This window comes from Sphingobium sp. LMA1-1-1.1 (assembly GCF_040676365.1).
In the GTDB taxonomy this organism is placed as follows: Bacteria; Pseudomonadota; Alphaproteobacteria; order Sphingomonadales; family Sphingomonadaceae; genus Sphingobium.
Genome location: NZ_JBEGHS010000023.1, coordinates 1 through 15,733 on the forward strand (window position 1 = coordinate 1; position 15,733 = coordinate 15,733).

Here is a 15,733-nt window from a genome sequence, read left to right on the forward strand (position 1 = left end):
CAGGAGGAATAATCCCAAGATAGAACCGCTCATTTCTAGGAGCCATTCCTGCACAAATCTTACATGGTGTGTAAGGACATTGTGAGTAATGGCTTGCTTTAACCGAATATCCGACGCCCAGAAGCCGCCAGAACCCGGAGCCGCCGCCCACATGTCCCTTCATCAATCTACAATGTCAAAGAACCTCACAACATAAACCGGACAGCTATCCCACCCCGTTCCTTGCGTTCCGGGGGACCAGCGTCCGTCTATGTCGGCGACCGCCGCTTCCGCCGTCCCAGTGGGGCAGCGCCGCGTCGGTGAAGGGGCATCTAGGTGGGCCAGCAGATTCAGGCAACCCTAAAAATGACAGTTTCGAGAAATTTCTGGATTTTTTTGTTTAAAGGTCTGGAAAATATGTGTTTTCTGTTTCCAATGCCCGGACACACGGGCCTTTTCGCCTGATGAGGGACCACGAACCCTCCGACCCAAAGCGAAGGCCCAACTCCGATCCCGGGCTGGATAGCCGCCAGTATCAGACGCCATAAAGCAAGGTAGCCTTCGCACTGCGCTCCCGCTCTGCTTCACGACAAAGCGAAAGCGCGCTTTCCCCCGGCCCTTGAGACGCTGAGCTTCCCGCACTTCGGAGTTGTTGAAAGCCGGCATGGCTGCTTCTATCAGCGATCCATGCGGCGGCGATCTTCATGACGGGCGGTATCCGGGACATTCTCGCCCGTCTGCGCGCGCCCAGCGACAATGTCGTGGCGCGAGCCAGACGCATGGTGGAGGCGCATGTGCCGGAAGAACGGCGCGGCCCAGGATGGGACCGGCATTGGCGGGAGCTGGAGGCCTATCTGGAACTGCCCGGACAATGGCCCTGCGCCGAGGGGAAAGAAAATGACGACTGACAAACTTGTCGACATGATCATTGCCCGGATGGTCCGCGATCATGGACGCAGCAAGCATCACTGGCGCAGGCTGGTAGGGCCGATCCGCCTCTATAGCCGTACCACGCACCCTCATTGCAACTGGTCTGCCGCGCCGACCGGCACATTCCAGGAGATCGCCGCGATCGAGGCCTTGCTGGATGATTGGCGCATGCGTTACCCGCTGCTTTCCAGTTGATCGTGGCTTGAGAAACAGCAAGCGATAAGGCTGCTTCCGTCCCTTCGACGAGCTCCCGGCTTGGATATTGACCGGTGGTGCCAAGGGATTGGCGTCGTCATCCTCGGCCTTCTCTATGCGCTCCAGGGTTCCACCGTCGGCGCGATCCTCATCGCCGCCGGGAAAACCTCTTTCCGGCGGCGTTACGTCGTCGCGTCCTTCCGCCGGATCCTGGGACGATTCGCTGCGCTGTCCGTTCTGCGTGCCGACCTCCTCTATTTGAAGACGGCAAGGTGGGATTTCCGGTCCATATCCATTCCGAAAGGCCGCGGCGCGTTCGCGCTTAACCTGCTTTATCGACACGGCACGGCCAGTTCCGTTCAGCTTAACCGTTGATAACAAAGCGGTTCAGGATCGACGCATGTGCCGCGTGGAATAAGCGGGTCAACGACAAGGTAAGAGGAGACCAGTCATGACCATTCGCAAAACCATGCTCGCCATCGCTGCTGCTGCCGCGACGCTTTCCGCAGCGGTTCCGGCAACGTCCTTCGCCCGCGACGACGGCTGGCATCGCTATGACCGTCACGAGCGGGTCCGCTATTCCGACCGCCGCGATTATCGCGACTACCGCTCCTATCGCGATGACCGCGGCTATCGTTGCCGCAAGTCGGGCGGTACGACGGGCCTGCTGCTGGGCGGTGTCGCCGGGGCTTTGCTGGGCCGCGCGGTCGACACCCACGGTGATCGGGCTCCCGGCACCATCATCGGCGCTGGCGCAGGCGCCCTGGCCGGCCGCGCCATCGACCGCAATTCAAGCTGCTAAGCAGGAATCAGGAAAGGCGGCGGCGATGAAGCTGCCGCCTTTCTTTTGCTGCTTCAATTTTCTGTTTTACTGCTCCTGCCGAGCCGACTGATTCTCTCCATCAGAGTAGAAAACGCCCTCGCCGCGTCCGAAAACCCGGCATCAGCGCAGGTCGATCCGAACATCGCTCAACATCCCGGTGAAGTCGGATGGAAACGGATAGTCGCCGACAGGCGATCCATAATCCGTCCCCACGTCGAGACCTTCATTAAGCGAGAAAATCCCCGGAAGTGTCCGGGGGAGATGGCCGGTCGCCACGACCTGCCCGTCGGCGAGCAGGGTCAGTACGCCCCCGCCACCCCTGACCTGCGGGGCGCCCTCATAATCAAACCGCGCCACCAGCGACTTCGTACCTGCCGCAATCGGAGATTGCGCGACGATGCGGTAATGCGCCGCCAATCCAAGATTATAATCGAAAGCGGGCCGTCCATCGCGCAGATAGAAGGCCCAGCCCCCCGTCATGCCTCCCTGGGTGATGAGCATGCCGTTGTCACGCGCAGTGAAGCTGCCGTCCGCCGCGATGGTCCATGACCGGTTGCGGATATTGGGCGCGATCGTTTCGGGAATGCCGATCGTACCGGGATACAGTTCGAAATGGGTCCGCGAGTCCGGCGGGCGGTTAGCGAGCCTTTCCCCTGCCCGCCAGTCGAGCGGCAGCACATTGTTGCGCTTCGCTTCCTCCCACCACAGTTTCTTGTACTGCTCGAGCCGTTCGGGACAGCGAGCGGCAAGATCATGGGCCTGGGTAAAGTCATGATCCAGATCGTAAAGTTCCCAATGAACCTTATCGGGATCCAACATGGCACGGTTGGCTTCCCACGGGTTTGCGAGCCGGGCCGATGCCATCCAGCCGTGATCATAGATGGCGCGATTGCCGAACACCTCGAAATATTGGCGCTGCCGCACCTCGGGCGCATGGGGCTCCGTCGCCACGGGGAGCAGGTTGACGCCGTCCAGCGGCTTCTGCGCAACGCCGTCGACGCTGGTTGGCGCCGTAACGCCTGCAGCGGCAAGAAGCGTCGGCGCAATGTCCGTCACATCGGTGAACTGGCTTCTGAGCGCACCCTTGTCGGCAATGTGCGCGGGCCACGACATGACCATGGGATTGCGCACCGCGCCAAGATGCGACACCACCTGTTTGTAATAGCGAAAACGCGTATTGACCGCCCACGCCCAGCCGGCGGGATAATTGTTGTTATAGGCCGGACCGCCCAGGTCCGCCAGTTCGGCGGTCGTCACCTTCTCTTCCAACCCGTTTGCCGGCCCCAGTTCGTTCAGCGTACCATTCGCCCCGCCCTCCGCGCTCGCGCCATTGTCGCCCGCAATATAGACGATCAGCGTGTTCTCACCCCCTGGCATCGCATGGACGGCATCGATCAGCCGGCCCACCTCCGCATCGGTATGGGCGGCAAATCCGGCGAACACCTCCATCTGACGAGCGAAGATGCGCTGCGTTTCAGGTGGCAGGCTGTCCCATGCAGGAATTTCCGCCGGACGCGGGGTCAGCTCGGCATCCTTCGGCACCACGCCAAGCGCCTTCTGCCTTGCAAAGGCGGCGGTCCGATACGCGTCCCAGCCTTTGTCGAACTGACCCTTGAAGCGATCGATCCATGCCTTCGGCGCATGGTGCGGCGCATGCGTCGCACCGGGAGCAAGATAGAGGAAATAGGGCCGGTCGGGGCTGGCGGCCTTCACGCTCCTGATCCAGCCGATGGCGCGATCCGCAAGATCATGGGTGAGGTGATAGTCCGGGTCGCGCACAGGCGGCACGGGCCGGTTATTCTCGAACAGCAACGGCTGATGCTGACTGGTGCCCCAGGCGTTGAAGCCGTAGAAGTAATCGAAGCCAAAGCCGCCCGGCCAGTGATTGAAGGGCCCCGCAGGCCCGGCCTCGGCAGGCGGCGTGTTGTGGTTCTTTCCGAACATGGCGGTGGCATAGCCATTGTCGCGAAGAATGCGGGCAACAGGCACGGTACTCTGCGGAATGATGCCCGTATAGCCGTCATAGCCGGTCGCAAGTTCGGTGACGATACCGACCCCCGCGTTATGCGGATTGCGCCCCGTCAGGAGCGCGGCGCGCGTGGGCGAGCAGATACCGGCCGTATGGAAGCGATTGAAGCGCAAGCCCTCGGCCGCCAGCCGATCCATCGCAGGCGAAGGCACCGCGCCGCCAAAAGTCGCATATTGGCCGAAGCCGGCATCGTCGAGCATGATGACGACGATATTGGGTGCCCCTTTGGGCGCCGCGACAGGCTTGGGAAGCGATGCGGATGACGATTCCCGGAACGTCCGCCCGACCGTGCCGGTGAATGTCCTGTCCGGAAGCGGAAGCGTTGTGCGCGGCTCAGCAGCCAGGGCGGACGCGGCAAGCGACAGAACCAATGATGTGAACACCAATTTCATGCGGCACCTCCCGTGAATTTTTTCGAACCAGCAGATGCGGCATTGCCAACCGTCTCACCAGAATTATAACATGTGTATTAAACTGGACGTGGGCGCGCAAGCGGATATGGTGAAATGCCATGAGCCCTGCCGCTGTCCCCGTGAAACGACCCAAGTCGCGCGCCGTTATCGTCGATGTGGCGGAGCGTTTATGGGGCGAGCGCGGCCTCGACGCCGTGTCGCTTCGAGAGATCAGCGCCGCGGCTGGCTTGTCGAATCCGGCCTCGGTTCAATATCATTTCGGCGGACGCGACGGGTTGGTGAACGCGATCTATACAGGGCGGCTGCCGGCAATCGATGCGCGTCGCAGCGCCCTGCTGGCAGCGGCGCGCGTCAAAGGCAAGGAAGCGGATCTGCGCACTCTGCTCGATTGCCTGTTTCGCCCCCTTCTCGAACAGCAGGACGAGCGGGGCCAACACAGCTACGCCTCCTTCCTGCGGCAGGTCCTGCAATTCGAACCCGCCATTGCCCTGCGCGGCCAGGCCATGAGCTTGACGCCCGTGACGGTCGAGCTTCTCCTGCTGATCGAAAGAGCCATGCCGGACGTTCCACCGCAACTGGTGCAGCATCGGCTCATCGCAACGAACCTATTGATGCTTGACGTGCTGATCAGACACGACCGCGATCCCGAAGCGGAATTGCTGGTGGAAGAGATTTATGCCGATACGCTCGACATACTGGTGGCGGGCATCGCCGCATGCCCGACGACGGGAAATCCGAATGTGCGGCATGCGGCAAAGACGGACGGGGACTCCAACGAAATCTGATTACCTGTTCTGCATGGCCAGGATCGCTTGCGCCGAATGAACTGACTCATGGCGGCGCCTTCTTCTGCGAAGAAGTGTGTGGAACGGGTGCTTGTCACCCGGTTGCGCCGGGCCTGCACAGGCTCTAGCCTGGGGCGGAACTCCTTTCATTGAGCGTGCTTTCCTGTCGATGATCCCTGCTGTCCTGCGCTTTGCCCTCCTGTCGCTTGTCCTGCTTCTTGGCACCCTGCCTTCCGGTTCCGCCCTCGCGCTACCCGCGAACCGGCCCACCCCCGGCCATACCCGCGTAGCGATAGAGACCTCCGTGGGCACCATCGTGGTCGCGACCGACGATCGACGGGCGCCGATAACCTCCACCAATTTCCTTACCTATGTCGATGACGGGCGCTTCGACTGCGTGACCTTCTATCGCGCGGCGCGGCGCAAGAGCGATCCAGGGCTGGGGCTGATCCAGGGCGGGATCGACACCGACGCCCGCCGTTCGCTGCCGCCCATCAGGCATGAGCCGACGACGCAGACCGGGATCAGGCATCTAGACGCCACGCTTTCCATGGCGAGGCCCGACCGCGCCAATTCCGCCATGGGCAATTTCTTCATCACCGTGGGGCCGACGCCGAACATGGACGCGCGGGGCGATTATATCGGCTATGCCGCTTTCGGCCACGTCGTTGGCGGCATGGATGTGGTGAAGCGAATCCTTGCCGTACCGACCTGCTGCGGATCGGGACCGATGCGGGGGCAGATGATCATCAAGCCGATCCGTATCATCCGCGCAAGGCGGCTTGACGGCACGCCTCATCCGACGCGCGGGGTAAAGCCGTGGTTGTTGGGCCTCAGGCGCGAGCCGTGAAATCGGGCGGACGGCCGCTGCGATGCGCAGCTGACCAGTGCGCGGTGCCTCGCGGTCCTACCGGCCGTTATCCGCCAACAGGTCGACGCTCGTCTTGCCGCCCGGCACCTGGGTGAACAGCAGCAGGAAGGCGCTGCCGTCATCCTTGCGCGATCCGCCTAGCACATGGTCGCCGCCCATCACCCTGTGTTCGGCATCAAAGCCCGCGCGGCGAGCCTGGGTATAATAGAAGTCCATCACGCTTTGCCACGGCACCGGCGTGACGAATGTCGCCGCCCGCAGCGTGCAACCGTCCTTTTCCGCGCCCGCAGCTTCCATGAGTTGCGCGCCGGGATAAACGGCAAAGGGTTCAGGCAGGCGGCTGGCCCATTGCGCGCCATGGATCAGTTGCTCACGGCAAAGGGCATTGCCCCCCGGCTTCTTCTGTTCGGCGGCCACGGCAGCCAGCGCGGATTCGGACTCCTTTGCCTCCCCCAGAGCGGGCGCGGGCGTAGCAAGCAGCGACCCGCCAGCCAGCTTCACGGAGGCCGCCAGCGCCGTCGCGGCCTCTCCCTTCAACGCCGGCAGTTTTGCGGCCGCATTGGAGCTGCCTGCAAGCCGGGGATCGACCACGATCTGGTTGGCGAGCGCATCGACCGCATTGTTGGTGAGCTGGGCATCGAGCGCGTTCAGATCATCCTTTTTCTTGCCGCAACCCGCCAGAGGCAGGGCGACAAGCATCGCCAGAACACAGAAAGATCGAACAGGCGTCATCGCTTCACTCCTTCGTAAACAAGGGATGAAGAGTAGAGGTTAATTTTCCGTTAGGGATTTTGGTGAATCGCGAATTTTTTCCGGACGCCGGGCCAGTCTGCATCAACTGGCCCGGCATCTTGCCTTGTTTCGGCCGTTCTCACTCGCCATTTGTGCGGCCATGTTCAACATCCTGTCAGCCCTGATTGGCCTCATCACCCTGATTCTGATGATCCCGGCGGTTTTTCCGCTGCTGGGGGCACTGAACTGGCTGCTGGTGCCCATGGCATTGTTCGGCGCCTTTGTCGGCATGTTCTCCACGAAAAACGGGGGGCGTAATTTTTGCCTGATCGTGGCGGCGTTCGGCGCCCTGCGGCTGTTCATGGGCGGAGGCGTCCTCTGAATAATTTCCACCCATCCGAACAGGCGGTGCGGCAAGGCCTGCTCGCGGCCGTGGCGGCCTATGGCACCTGGGGACTGCTGCCGATCTATTTCAAGCTGCTGCATCATGTGGATGCGGTGGAGATCGTCTGCCAGCGCATTCTGTGGTCGCTGCTGTTGATCCTGACGCTATTGCTGGCGCGACGGAGCCTCCGCGAAGTGGGAGCGATATTGCGCGACCGGCGGCTCCTTTTCGCCCTTTCCGGATCGGCCCTCATGATCGGCATCAACTGGCTGACCTATGTCTGGGCGGTGAACGCGGGGCATGTCATCGCCGCCAGCCTGGGTTATTTCCTCAATCCGCTCGTCAACGTCGGGCTGGGCATGCTGCTGCTCGGCGAGCGGCTGAGGCTGGGACAACTGGCGGCGGTGGCGATCGCCGCAGTCGGCGTCGCCATCATGGCCGCAACGGCGCTGACGACGCTCTGGATCAGCGTGGCGCTGGCATTTTCCTTCGGTTTTTATGGACTGATTCGGAAAATGACGCCGGTTGCCCCCATGGTCGGACTGGGTGTCGAGACCTTTCTGCTGATGCCGCCGGCCATAGCCTATCTGTTCTGGCTGTCGATGCACGGCGGCGCCAGCTTTGGACAGGATGTGCCCACCACCACCCTGCTGATCGCAGCCGGCGCAGTTACGACCTTTCCTTTGGTCCTGTTTGCGATCGCCGCGCATCGATTGCCCATGGCGACGCTTGGCCTGTTGCAATATCTGGCGCCATCCATCCAGTTCCTGTGCGCTATCCTGCTGTTCGGCGAAAAGCTTACGATGGGACAGATGGCGAGCTTCGGATTGATCTGGCTCAGCCTTGTCGTGTTCGCGGCGGACGGCCTGAGCGCCGCCCGCCGCAACCACCTGGCAGCGGTTTAGGCGAACTCGGTCGCTTCGAAACGGACAGACTCACCCACTGCCTCATTCGCCAGTGCATCTTCCCACATGACGCGATGGCCGCGGATGATGGTGCCGACAGCCTTGCCGGTCAGGTCCATCCCCTCAAAAGGCGACCAGTTGCAGCGGGAGGACAGCCAGTCGCCACCCACCGTCCAGCGCTTCTTCAGGTCGACTACGGTGAAATCGGCGTCATAACCGATCGCGATGCGGCCCTTGCCCACCAGGCCGAAGACGCGCTGCGGCCCCGAAGAAGTCAGTTCGATGAAGCGACGGAGCGACAACCGCCCCTCCGCCACGTGATTGAGCAGCAGCGGGACCAGCGTCTGCACGCCCGGCATGCCGCTGGGCGAGGCGGGATAGGATTTCGCCTTCTCCTCGATCGTATGTGGCGCGTGATCGCTGCCCAGAACGTCGGGCACCCCCTGGTTCAGCCAGTGCCACAGCCCGTCGCGATGCGCGCCGGAGCGGATCGGGGGGTTCATCTGCGCATATGTGCCAAGACGCGGATAGGCATCCTCCGCCGCCAGGGTGAGATGCTGGGGCGTGACTTCACAGGTCGCGATATCCTTGTTCCGGCCGATATACTCCAGTTCGGCGGGCGTCGTCACATGCAGGATGTGGATGCGCCGGCGCGCCTTGCGGGCAAGATCGATGATCCGCCTGGTGGCGATCATCGCGCTTTCATCGTCACGCCACACGGGGTGAGACGACGGATCGCCTTCCACCCGCAGATCCTTGCGCGCGTTCATCCGTGCCTCATCCTCGGCATGGATGGCGACGCGGCGGGTGCCGCTGGCGAGGACACGGGACAATGCGTCGTCATCGTCGACCAGCAGGCTGCCGGTGGAGGCACCCATGAAGATCTTGACCCCCGAGGTGCCGGGTATCCGCTCCAGTTCCTTCAACTGCTCGGCATTGTCCGCGGTGGCGCCGACATAGAAGGCATGGTCGCACCACATACGATGATGGGCGCGTTTCAACTTGTCCCGTACCCGCTCGGCGGTGTCGGTGTTGGGATTTGTGTTCGGCATCTCGAACACGGCGGTGATGCCGCCCAGCACGGCGGCGCGGCTGCCCGATTCCAGATCTTCCTTATGCTCCAGCCCGGGCTCGCGAAAATGGACCTGGCTGTCTATGCAGCCCGGCAGCACGTCCAGGCCCGCGCAGTCGATCACTTCGCCCGCATCGCCCAGGGATGCGCCGATGGCGACGATCCTGCCGCCGCTCACGCCCACATCCACACTTTCCGCGCCGCCAGGGGTGTGCACGGTTCCGTTCTTCAGGAGGAGGTCGAAAGTCATGTCGGTCTCGCCAGCTTGGGGTGGGCTTGGATATGATGGGCGTTTGTCCTACCTAAAGCCGATGACCGGCACCACCCTTACCGACCGCGCGCTCCTCAGAATTTCCGGCGAGGATGCGAAAAGCTTCCTGCAGGGCCTGCTCACCCGCGACGTCCTGAAGCTGAAGGAGGGGGAGCCGCGCTGGACCGCGCTGCTGACGCCGCAGGGCAAGGTGCTGTTCGATTTCATCCTCTGGGCAGGGGGTGACGATGTGCTCATCGATTGCGAGGGCGCTCAGGCGGATGCCCTGATGAAGCGACTTACGATCTACCGGCTGCGGCGCAAGGTGGCGATCATGCGGGAGGATGTGCTGGCGGTGCATTGGGCTCTCGAAGCGCCCGGCAAGCCGTTCGATCCGCGCTTGTCGGAACTCGGCCACCGCTGGATCGCAACGCAGGATGAAGGCGATGCATCCGCGGCATTCCGGGCGCACAGATTGTCGCTCGGCATATTCGAAGGCGCGGGCGAACTCGGTCAGGACCAGCTCCTCTGGCTGGAAACCAATGCCGGCGAACTGAGTGGCGTGGATTATGACAAGGGATGCTATGTGGGGCAGGAAAACACCGCGCGCATGCATTATCGCAACAAGGTGAGCCGGCGCCTGGTCGCGGTGCCGATGGCACAGGCCGACGAGAAGCGGCAGAAGGCTGCGCTGACTGATCTTGGCCTCTCCATCGAATTGCGGCGGATGGAGGATATGGATCCCGCCGCCCTGCCAGGCTGGCTTGCCGCGGCCATGGCGGACCAGGCCGCCGAATGAGGCACGTCTTCGTCGCGCTGCTGGGCGCGTGGCTGCTGATCCTTCCCGCGCAGGCGGAGACGCGCTGGAAACTCGTCCGAAGCTATCCGCACGACCCCGGCGCCTTTACCGAGGGGCTCTTCTACCATGATGGCGCCCTGTATGAGAGCACGGGCCTGGAGGGCGAGTCGGAGATTCGGAAGGTCGATCTCAAGAGCGGCAAGGCGCTGGCCCACCGGATCATTCCCCGCCCCTATTTCGGAGAGGGCATCGTCAACTGGAAGGACCGGTTGATCAGCCTGACCTGGCGGCACCGGCAGGGCTTCGTGTGGAAGCTGAACGATTTTTCCCCGGTTTCCCAGTTCCGCTATGAGGGCGAAGGCTGGGGGCTGACGCAGGACGGGCACAGCCTCATCATGAGCGACGGCACTGCGCAGCTTCGCTTTCTGGACCCCGAAAGGCTGACCGAGGAACGCCGGATCACCGTGACGTGGAATGGCCGTCCTGTGGACCGCCTCAATGAACTGGAATATGTGAAGGGCGAAATATGGGCCAATATCTGGTACGATACCCATATCGCCCGGATTGATCCGCGCACCGGCGCGGTGATCGACTGGCTCGACATCGCCCCTCTCCTGCAGGCAAGCGGCGCCAGGGACAGCGAGGCGGTCGCCAATGGCATAGCCTATGACGCGAGGACCGACCGTCTGTTCGTCACGGGGAAGAATTGGGCCAGATTGTTCGAGATAAAGGTCGAGAAATAGGTCGGGCCAGTGAACTTCAGCGCCAGAAGCGCAATTCGCCGGAACCCGCCATGGCAGGGACAACGTCCCTCTCTCAGCGCCCGGAGCATGCCAAATGGATGGGGAGAAAAGGTCCGGAGGGTTCTGTTGCCCGGCCCCTCCGGAGGCCGCTGAATTCCCTTCTGTTGCCCGGTGGGTTCAACCGCGTTCTTTTTGAGTAATGTCAGGCCGTGAGGCCATCAATTACGCAGCAAGAGCAAGAGCCTCGTTATCGTTGGCACTTGTGAGTTTTGAACCTTTTTACGGCGTACTCAGGCCGGGTAAAGGCACCGCTTTTCAACACACGTCGATCCTAGTTCGGCCCCGTCACGCGCCCCGAAAACCGGGGAATGTGGTGGAGCCGCCGGGTACCGCCCCCGGGTCCGCTGCGCCTATTGCACGATACGATTTATCACCATAGCCGGGCGAACCCGGCACCGCCCTATATGGAGAGGCGCATCCGGTTTATCAAGCCGTCGCCGTTCGCAGGTCCAGGACAGTTCTCCCGTCGATCCGGAATCCCGACTCTTCCCCTGCCTCCGATCCGGCGCTAAAGCCGCGGCATGATCCTCGTCATCGACAATTATGACAGCTTCACCTGGAACCTCGTCCACTACCTCATGGAACTGGGCGCGCAGGTTGAGGTCGTCCGCAACGACGCCATTTCCGCCGGCCAGGCCCTTTCCACCGGCGCGCAGGCATTTCTGCTCTCGCCGGGCCCCTGCACACCCAACGAAGCGGGCGTCAGCCTTGATCTCGTCGCCGCCTGCGCCGATGCCGGCGCGCCGTTGTTGGGCGTGTGCCTCGGCCATCAGTCGATCGGCCAGCATTTCGGCGGTCAGGTCGTGCGCGGCGGGCTGATGCACGGAAAGACATCGCCGGTCACGCATGATGGCACCGGGCTGTTCCAGGGGCTGCCTTCGCCCTTTACGGCCACCCGCTATCATTCGCTGATCGTCGAGAACATTCCCGAAAGCCTTGTCGTCAACGCCACCAGCGAAGACGGTTCGGTCATGGGATTCCGGCACCGTGACCTGCCGATTCATTCGGCGCAATTCCACCCGGAAAGCATCGCCACGGAACATGGCCACGACATGCTGGCGAATTTCATGCGGATCGCCGGCATTCCGGTCCGCGAACGTGTGGCGGGCTGAACCGCTTTCCCCGGCAGTCCGGCCGCCTGTCCTCCTGCTTCACTCAACGCCGGAAAATTGATCACCATCGGTCCTGCGAATCCGGAAGTAGACGGCGCGATATGGCACCGCCCAGTACCACGCTGTTGCACATCCATAGCGACTTTCGCGTATCCCATCTCGACTCTGGCACCTTCCCATGATTAAGGCAGCGACCATGACCCGCCTGCCCGACCCCTGCCAGCCTCTCGACGCGCAACAGGCCGCAACGGCTTTCGATATGCTGTTCGATGCCGAGTTGCCGGAGGAGGAAATCGCCGGTTTCCTTGTCGCCATGGCCCGGCGGGGCGAGACGGCAACGGAAATCGCCGCCGCTGCCCGCGCCATGCGCAAGCGCATGATCCCGGTCACGGCGCCTGCGGGGACGATCGATGTCTGCGGCACGGGCGGCGACGGGCATCACACCCTCAATGTTTCAACCGCGGTGTCGCTGGTCGTCGCCGCTGCCGGCGTCCCCGTGGCCAAGCACGGCAACCGTGCCGCCTCCTCCAAGGCGGGCGCGGCCGATACGCTGGAGGCGCTCGGCCTGGACCTGGCGCGAGCAGCCGCGACAGCAGAAGCAACGCTGGCCGATCTTGGCATCTGCTTCCTTTTTGCGCAGAATTATCATCCCGCGCTCAAACGGCTTGGCCCCATTCGCAGGGCGATCGGGGAACGCACCATCTTCAACCTGATGGGGCCGCTCGCCAATCCCGCAGGGGTGCGCCGTCAGCTGGTCGGCATCGCCCGCCCTGACTATGTCCCCGTCTATGCGGAGGCGCTGGCGGAACTCGGCGTCGATCACGCGATGATCGTTTCCGGCGACGAGGGACTGGATGAATTGTCGCTGGCCGGCGGCAACGAACTGGCCGAGGTGAAAGGCGGCCGCCTTGTCGCGATGCGTCGCCTGACCGCTGCGGAACTCGGCCTTTCCACCCATCCGGTCGATGCGATCAGGGGGGGCGACCCCGCCTATAACGCTGCCGCCCTGCGCGCCCTGTTGCAGGGCGAAGCTGGTCCCTATCGCGATGCGGTACTGCTGAACACTGCTGCCGCCCTTGTCGTGGCGGATGCCGTATCCGATTTTCGCGAAGGCGTGGAGGAAGCCGCCGAAACCATCGATCGCGGCCTTGCCAATGCGCTCCTCAATTGCTGGATTGCCTATAAATGACGAACAAGCTGATCGAAATCTGCAATATGAAGCGAGAAGAGGTCGCCAGCCGAAAGGTGGCAACCGCCATTTCCGCGCTGCACGCCCGCGCCGCCGAGCAGACGCCGCCGCGCGGCTTTCGCAAGGCGCTGGACGACGCAGCCCGCTCCGGATTCGGCCTGATCGCCGAGGTCAAGAAGGCCAGCCCGTCCAAGGGCCTGATCCGCCCGGACTTCGATCCCCCCGCCCATGCCCGCGCCTATGCGGCTGGCGGCGCAGCCTGTCTGTCAGTGCTGACCGACGCGCCCTTTTTCCAGGGGCATGACGACTATCTGGTCGCGGCCCGCGCCGCCTGCGCCCTGCCTGTGCTGCGCAAGGATTTCATGATCGATCCCTGGCAGGTGCTGGAAAGCCGCGCATTGGGGGCGGACGCGATCCTGATCATCGTCGCGGCGCTCGATGACAATCAGATGGCGGAGATAGAGGACGCCGCGCTCGGCCTGGGCATGGACGCGCTGGTCGAAGTGCATGACGCGCAGGAACTGGAGCGGGCGATGAAACTCCGCTCACGCCTGATTGGCGTCAACAATCGTGACCTTAGAGACTTCACGGTCGATTTCGCCCGGACATATGAATTGGTCGGCCATGCTCCGGAAGGCTGCACCTTCGTCGCGGAAAGTGGCATAGGCAGCCATGACGACCTGATCGCCATGGCGGATCATGGCGTCCGCTGCTTCCTGGTGGGGGAAACATTGATGAGACAGGCGGACGTCGAAACGGCCACACGCAAACTGCTGACCGGCCAATGAGCAAGCTCACCCATCTGGACGAGGAGGGATCGGCCCATATGGTCGATGTTTCCGCCAAGGCCACAACCGCGCGCAAGGCCGTCGCGAGCGGCCGCATCAGCATGAGTGCCGAAGCGGCGGCGGCCATCGCGCAAGGGTTGGTGAAGAAGGGCGATGTGCTGGCCGTCGCCCGCGTCGCCGGTATCATGGCGGCCAAGCGGACCTCCGACCTGATCCCGCTCTGCCACCCCATTGCGCTCAGTTCCGTCAGCGTCGACCTCGACCTGGACGGCACCGGCGTGTCCGTGACGGCGACTGCGAAGACGGCCGGACAGACCGGCGTGGAAATGGAGGCGCTGACCGCCGCCTCGGTCGCGTTGCTGACGGTCTATGACATGGCGAAGGCGCTGGACAAGGGCATGATCATCAGCAACGTGCGGCTGCTGGCCAAGAGCGGCGGCAAGTCCGGCGACTGGACAGCCAGGGAAGATGGCGCGGTATGAGCCTGCTTCCCGTTGCGGAGGCGCAGAACCGCCTGATGGCGCTGGCAAGGCCGCTGCCGACGGATCACGCGCCTGTAGCCGCCTGCGCCGGGCGCTGGCTGACGGAAGATGTCGCAGCACTGCGCGAGCAGCCCTGGGCCGACCTTTCTGCGATGGACGGCTATGCCGTTCGCGCCGCCGAATCGCCGGGGCCATGGCAGGTGGTTGGCGAAAGCGCGGCGGGTGGGACGCTGCCTGCACCGCTCGAACCCGGCCAGGCTTGCCGCATCTTCACCGGAGCGCCCTTGCCGCCGGGCGCAGACGCGATATTGATCCAGGAAAATGCTGCCCGCGAAGGAAATGAGCTGCGCGGGCTCGAAGAGGCTCTGGCGGCGGGCCGCCATGTCCGCTCGGCCGGTTCCGATTTCCGCAAGGACGATCTCCTGCTGACGGCCGGCAGCGCGCTTGGCCCCGCGCAGATCGCGCTTGCCGTAGTGGCGGGGCATGGCGCACTGCCCGTTTCCCGCCGGGCGCGGGTCGCGTTGATCTCCACCGGCAATGAACTGGTGCCGCCCGGCGCGTCGACGCAGCCAGGCCAGCTTCCGTCATCTAACGCACCTATGCTGGCAGCCCTGCTTGCGAGCCTCCCCTGCGACATCATCGACCTGGGGATCGTGCGAGATGATCTGCCCGGCATGGCCCAGGCCTTTGCCCGTGCCGCCGATGCCGACATCATCGTTTCGACCGGCGGCGCGTCGGTCGGCGACCATGATGTGGTCCGTCCAGCCTTCGCCCAGGCTGGCGGCTCGCTCGATTTCTGGAAAATTCGCATGCGGCCGGGCAAGCCGCTGATGGCAGGGACATTGGATTCCGCCATTTTCCTGGGCCTGCCGGGCAATCCGGTATCAGCCTTCGTAACCGCGACGCTGTTCCTGCTGCCGCTGGTCCGCCACATGATGGGCGCGGCATCGCCCCTGCCGCGCACCGCGGTCGCGACATTGGCAGCATCGCTACCCGCCACGGGGGAACGGGACGACTATCTTCGCGCCTTCCGCACCGAAGCCGGCATCGTTTCGGTGACGTCGCAGGACAGCGCCGCCACCGCCGCCCTGGCCATGGCGGACTGCCTCATCCTGCGTCCCGGAGGCTCCGCTCCGGTGGCGGCAGGCGATCCCGTCACGGTGCTTCCCCTAATATAAGGGCCTTGCATAA

General features: G+C 63.4%; 18 protein-coding genes and 1 other RNA gene. 15 read left to right on the forward strand and 4 right to left on the reverse strand.

All coding sequences use genetic code 11. From position 1 onward, the window contains the following. Positions 1-683 precede the first annotated feature (683 nt). From MRBLMA1_RS11525 to MRBLMA1_RS11540, 4 genes are all read left to right on the forward strand, one after another. A complete protein-coding gene (locus MRBLMA1_RS11525; protein WP_363736967.1) occupies positions 684-887 on the forward strand; it encodes a hypothetical protein in 204 nt (67 codons plus the stop codon). Beyond that, entirely contained in the window at positions 877-1,104 is a 228-nt protein-coding gene (locus MRBLMA1_RS11530; RefSeq protein WP_363736968.1) for a hypothetical protein, read from the forward strand. Before MRBLMA1_RS11525 ends, MRBLMA1_RS11530 begins: the two co-directional genes overlap by 11 nt. A 60-nt stretch (positions 1,105-1,164) precedes the next feature. After that, on the forward strand, positions 1,165-1,479 hold the full coding sequence (locus MRBLMA1_RS11535) for a hypothetical protein (protein WP_363736969.1): 315 nt from the start codon (positions 1,165-1,167) through the stop codon (positions 1,477-1,479). Between the two features lie 76 nt (positions 1,480-1,555). Then, positions 1,556-1,906 carry a glycine zipper domain-containing protein gene (locus MRBLMA1_RS11540; RefSeq protein ID WP_363736971.1) on the forward strand — a complete coding sequence of 117 codons (351 nt, stop codon included), beginning with the start codon at positions 1,556-1,558 and terminating at the stop codon, positions 1,904-1,906. 141 nt (positions 1,907-2,047) lie between these two features. Here MRBLMA1_RS11540 and MRBLMA1_RS11545 read toward each other — a convergent pair whose 3' ends face one another. Beyond that, on the reverse strand, positions 2,048-4,348 hold the full coding sequence (locus MRBLMA1_RS11545) for an arylsulfatase (protein WP_363736973.1): 2,301 nt from the start codon (positions 4,346-4,348) through the stop codon (positions 2,048-2,050). A gap of 119 nt (positions 4,349-4,467) precedes the next feature. Between MRBLMA1_RS11545 and MRBLMA1_RS11550 the strand changes: the two genes are divergently transcribed. Continuing rightward, positions 4,468-5,154 carry a TetR/AcrR family transcriptional regulator gene (locus MRBLMA1_RS11550; protein ID WP_363736975.1) on the forward strand — a complete coding sequence of 229 codons (687 nt, stop codon included), beginning with the start codon at positions 4,468-4,470 and terminating at the stop codon, positions 5,152-5,154. A gap of 169 nt (positions 5,155-5,323) precedes the next feature. Further along, positions 5,324-6,004 (forward strand): peptidylprolyl isomerase, encoded by a 681-nt coding sequence (locus MRBLMA1_RS11555; protein WP_363736976.1) that lies wholly within the window; start codon positions 5,324-5,326, stop codon positions 6,002-6,004. A 57-nt stretch (positions 6,005-6,061) separates the two neighbouring features. Here MRBLMA1_RS11555 and MRBLMA1_RS11560 read toward each other — a convergent pair whose 3' ends face one another. After that, the gene (locus MRBLMA1_RS11560) at positions 6,062-6,757 is read right to left on the reverse strand and encodes a hypothetical protein (protein WP_363736978.1); all 696 of its coding nucleotides are present in this window, start codon (positions 6,755-6,757) and stop codon (positions 6,062-6,064) included. 160 nt (positions 6,758-6,917) lie between these two features. Here MRBLMA1_RS11560 and MRBLMA1_RS11565 point away from each other — a divergent pair, with 160 nt between their 5' ends. Next, positions 6,918-7,139 (forward strand): hypothetical protein, encoded by a 222-nt coding sequence (locus tag MRBLMA1_RS11565; protein WP_363736980.1) that lies wholly within the window; start codon positions 6,918-6,920, stop codon positions 7,137-7,139. A gap of 26 nt (positions 7,140-7,165) precedes the next feature. After that, positions 7,166-8,047 (forward strand): EamA family transporter RarD, encoded by an 882-nt coding sequence (gene rarD, locus MRBLMA1_RS11570; protein ID WP_363736982.1) that lies wholly within the window; start codon positions 7,166-7,168, stop codon positions 8,045-8,047. Here the strand turns inward: rarD and MRBLMA1_RS11575 are convergent. Beyond that, positions 8,044-9,369 (reverse strand): dihydroorotase, encoded by a 1,326-nt coding sequence (locus MRBLMA1_RS11575; RefSeq protein ID WP_363736984.1) that lies wholly within the window; start codon positions 9,367-9,369, stop codon positions 8,044-8,046. The two genes, rarD and MRBLMA1_RS11575, sit on opposite strands and share 4 nt — an antisense overlap. A 61-nt stretch (positions 9,370-9,430) precedes the next feature. Between MRBLMA1_RS11575 and MRBLMA1_RS11580 the strand changes: the two genes are divergently transcribed. Next, positions 9,431-10,168 carry a YgfZ/GcvT domain-containing protein gene (locus MRBLMA1_RS11580; protein ID WP_363737429.1) on the forward strand — a complete coding sequence of 246 codons (738 nt, stop codon included), beginning with the start codon at positions 9,431-9,433 and terminating at the stop codon, positions 10,166-10,168. Then, on the forward strand, positions 10,165-10,911 hold the full coding sequence (locus MRBLMA1_RS11585; protein WP_363736985.1) for a glutaminyl-peptide cyclotransferase: 747 nt from the start codon (positions 10,165-10,167) through the stop codon (positions 10,909-10,911). The genes MRBLMA1_RS11580 and MRBLMA1_RS11585 overlap by 4 nt, the downstream gene beginning before the upstream one ends. A gap of 150 nt (positions 10,912-11,061) precedes the next feature. On the opposite strand, the gene ssrA is transcribed toward MRBLMA1_RS11585, so the two are convergent. Then, positions 11,062-11,405: a transfer-messenger RNA gene (ssrA, locus tag MRBLMA1_RS11590) on the reverse strand. 87 nt (positions 11,406-11,492) lie between these two features. Between ssrA and MRBLMA1_RS11595 the strand changes: the two genes are divergently transcribed. The 5 genes from MRBLMA1_RS11595 (at position 11,493) to glp (ending at position 15,720) form a co-directional block, all read left to right on the forward strand. Continuing rightward, positions 11,493-12,083, forward strand: a complete 591-nt coding sequence (locus MRBLMA1_RS11595; protein WP_363736987.1) for an anthranilate synthase component II — start codon at positions 11,493-11,495, stop codon at positions 12,081-12,083. Positions 12,084-12,279: 196 nt separating this feature from the next. After that, positions 12,280-13,272, forward strand: a complete 993-nt coding sequence (gene trpD, locus MRBLMA1_RS11600) for an anthranilate phosphoribosyltransferase (RefSeq protein WP_363736989.1) — start codon at positions 12,280-12,282, stop codon at positions 13,270-13,272. After that, on the forward strand, positions 13,269-14,060 hold the full coding sequence (gene trpC / locus MRBLMA1_RS11605; RefSeq protein ID WP_363736991.1) for an indole-3-glycerol phosphate synthase TrpC: 792 nt from the start codon (positions 13,269-13,271) through the stop codon (positions 14,058-14,060). Before trpD ends, trpC begins: the two co-directional genes overlap by 4 nt. Continuing rightward, the gene (gene moaC, locus MRBLMA1_RS11610) at positions 14,057-14,542 is read left to right on the forward strand and encodes a cyclic pyranopterin monophosphate synthase MoaC (RefSeq protein ID WP_363736993.1); all 486 of its coding nucleotides are present in this window, start codon (positions 14,057-14,059) and stop codon (positions 14,540-14,542) included. The genes trpC and moaC overlap by 4 nt, the downstream gene beginning before the upstream one ends. Next, a complete protein-coding gene (gene glp, locus MRBLMA1_RS11615; protein ID WP_363736995.1) occupies positions 14,539-15,720 on the forward strand; it encodes a gephyrin-like molybdotransferase Glp in 1,182 nt (393 codons plus the stop codon). Before moaC ends, glp begins: the two co-directional genes overlap by 4 nt. Positions 15,721-15,733 lie beyond the last annotated feature (13 nt).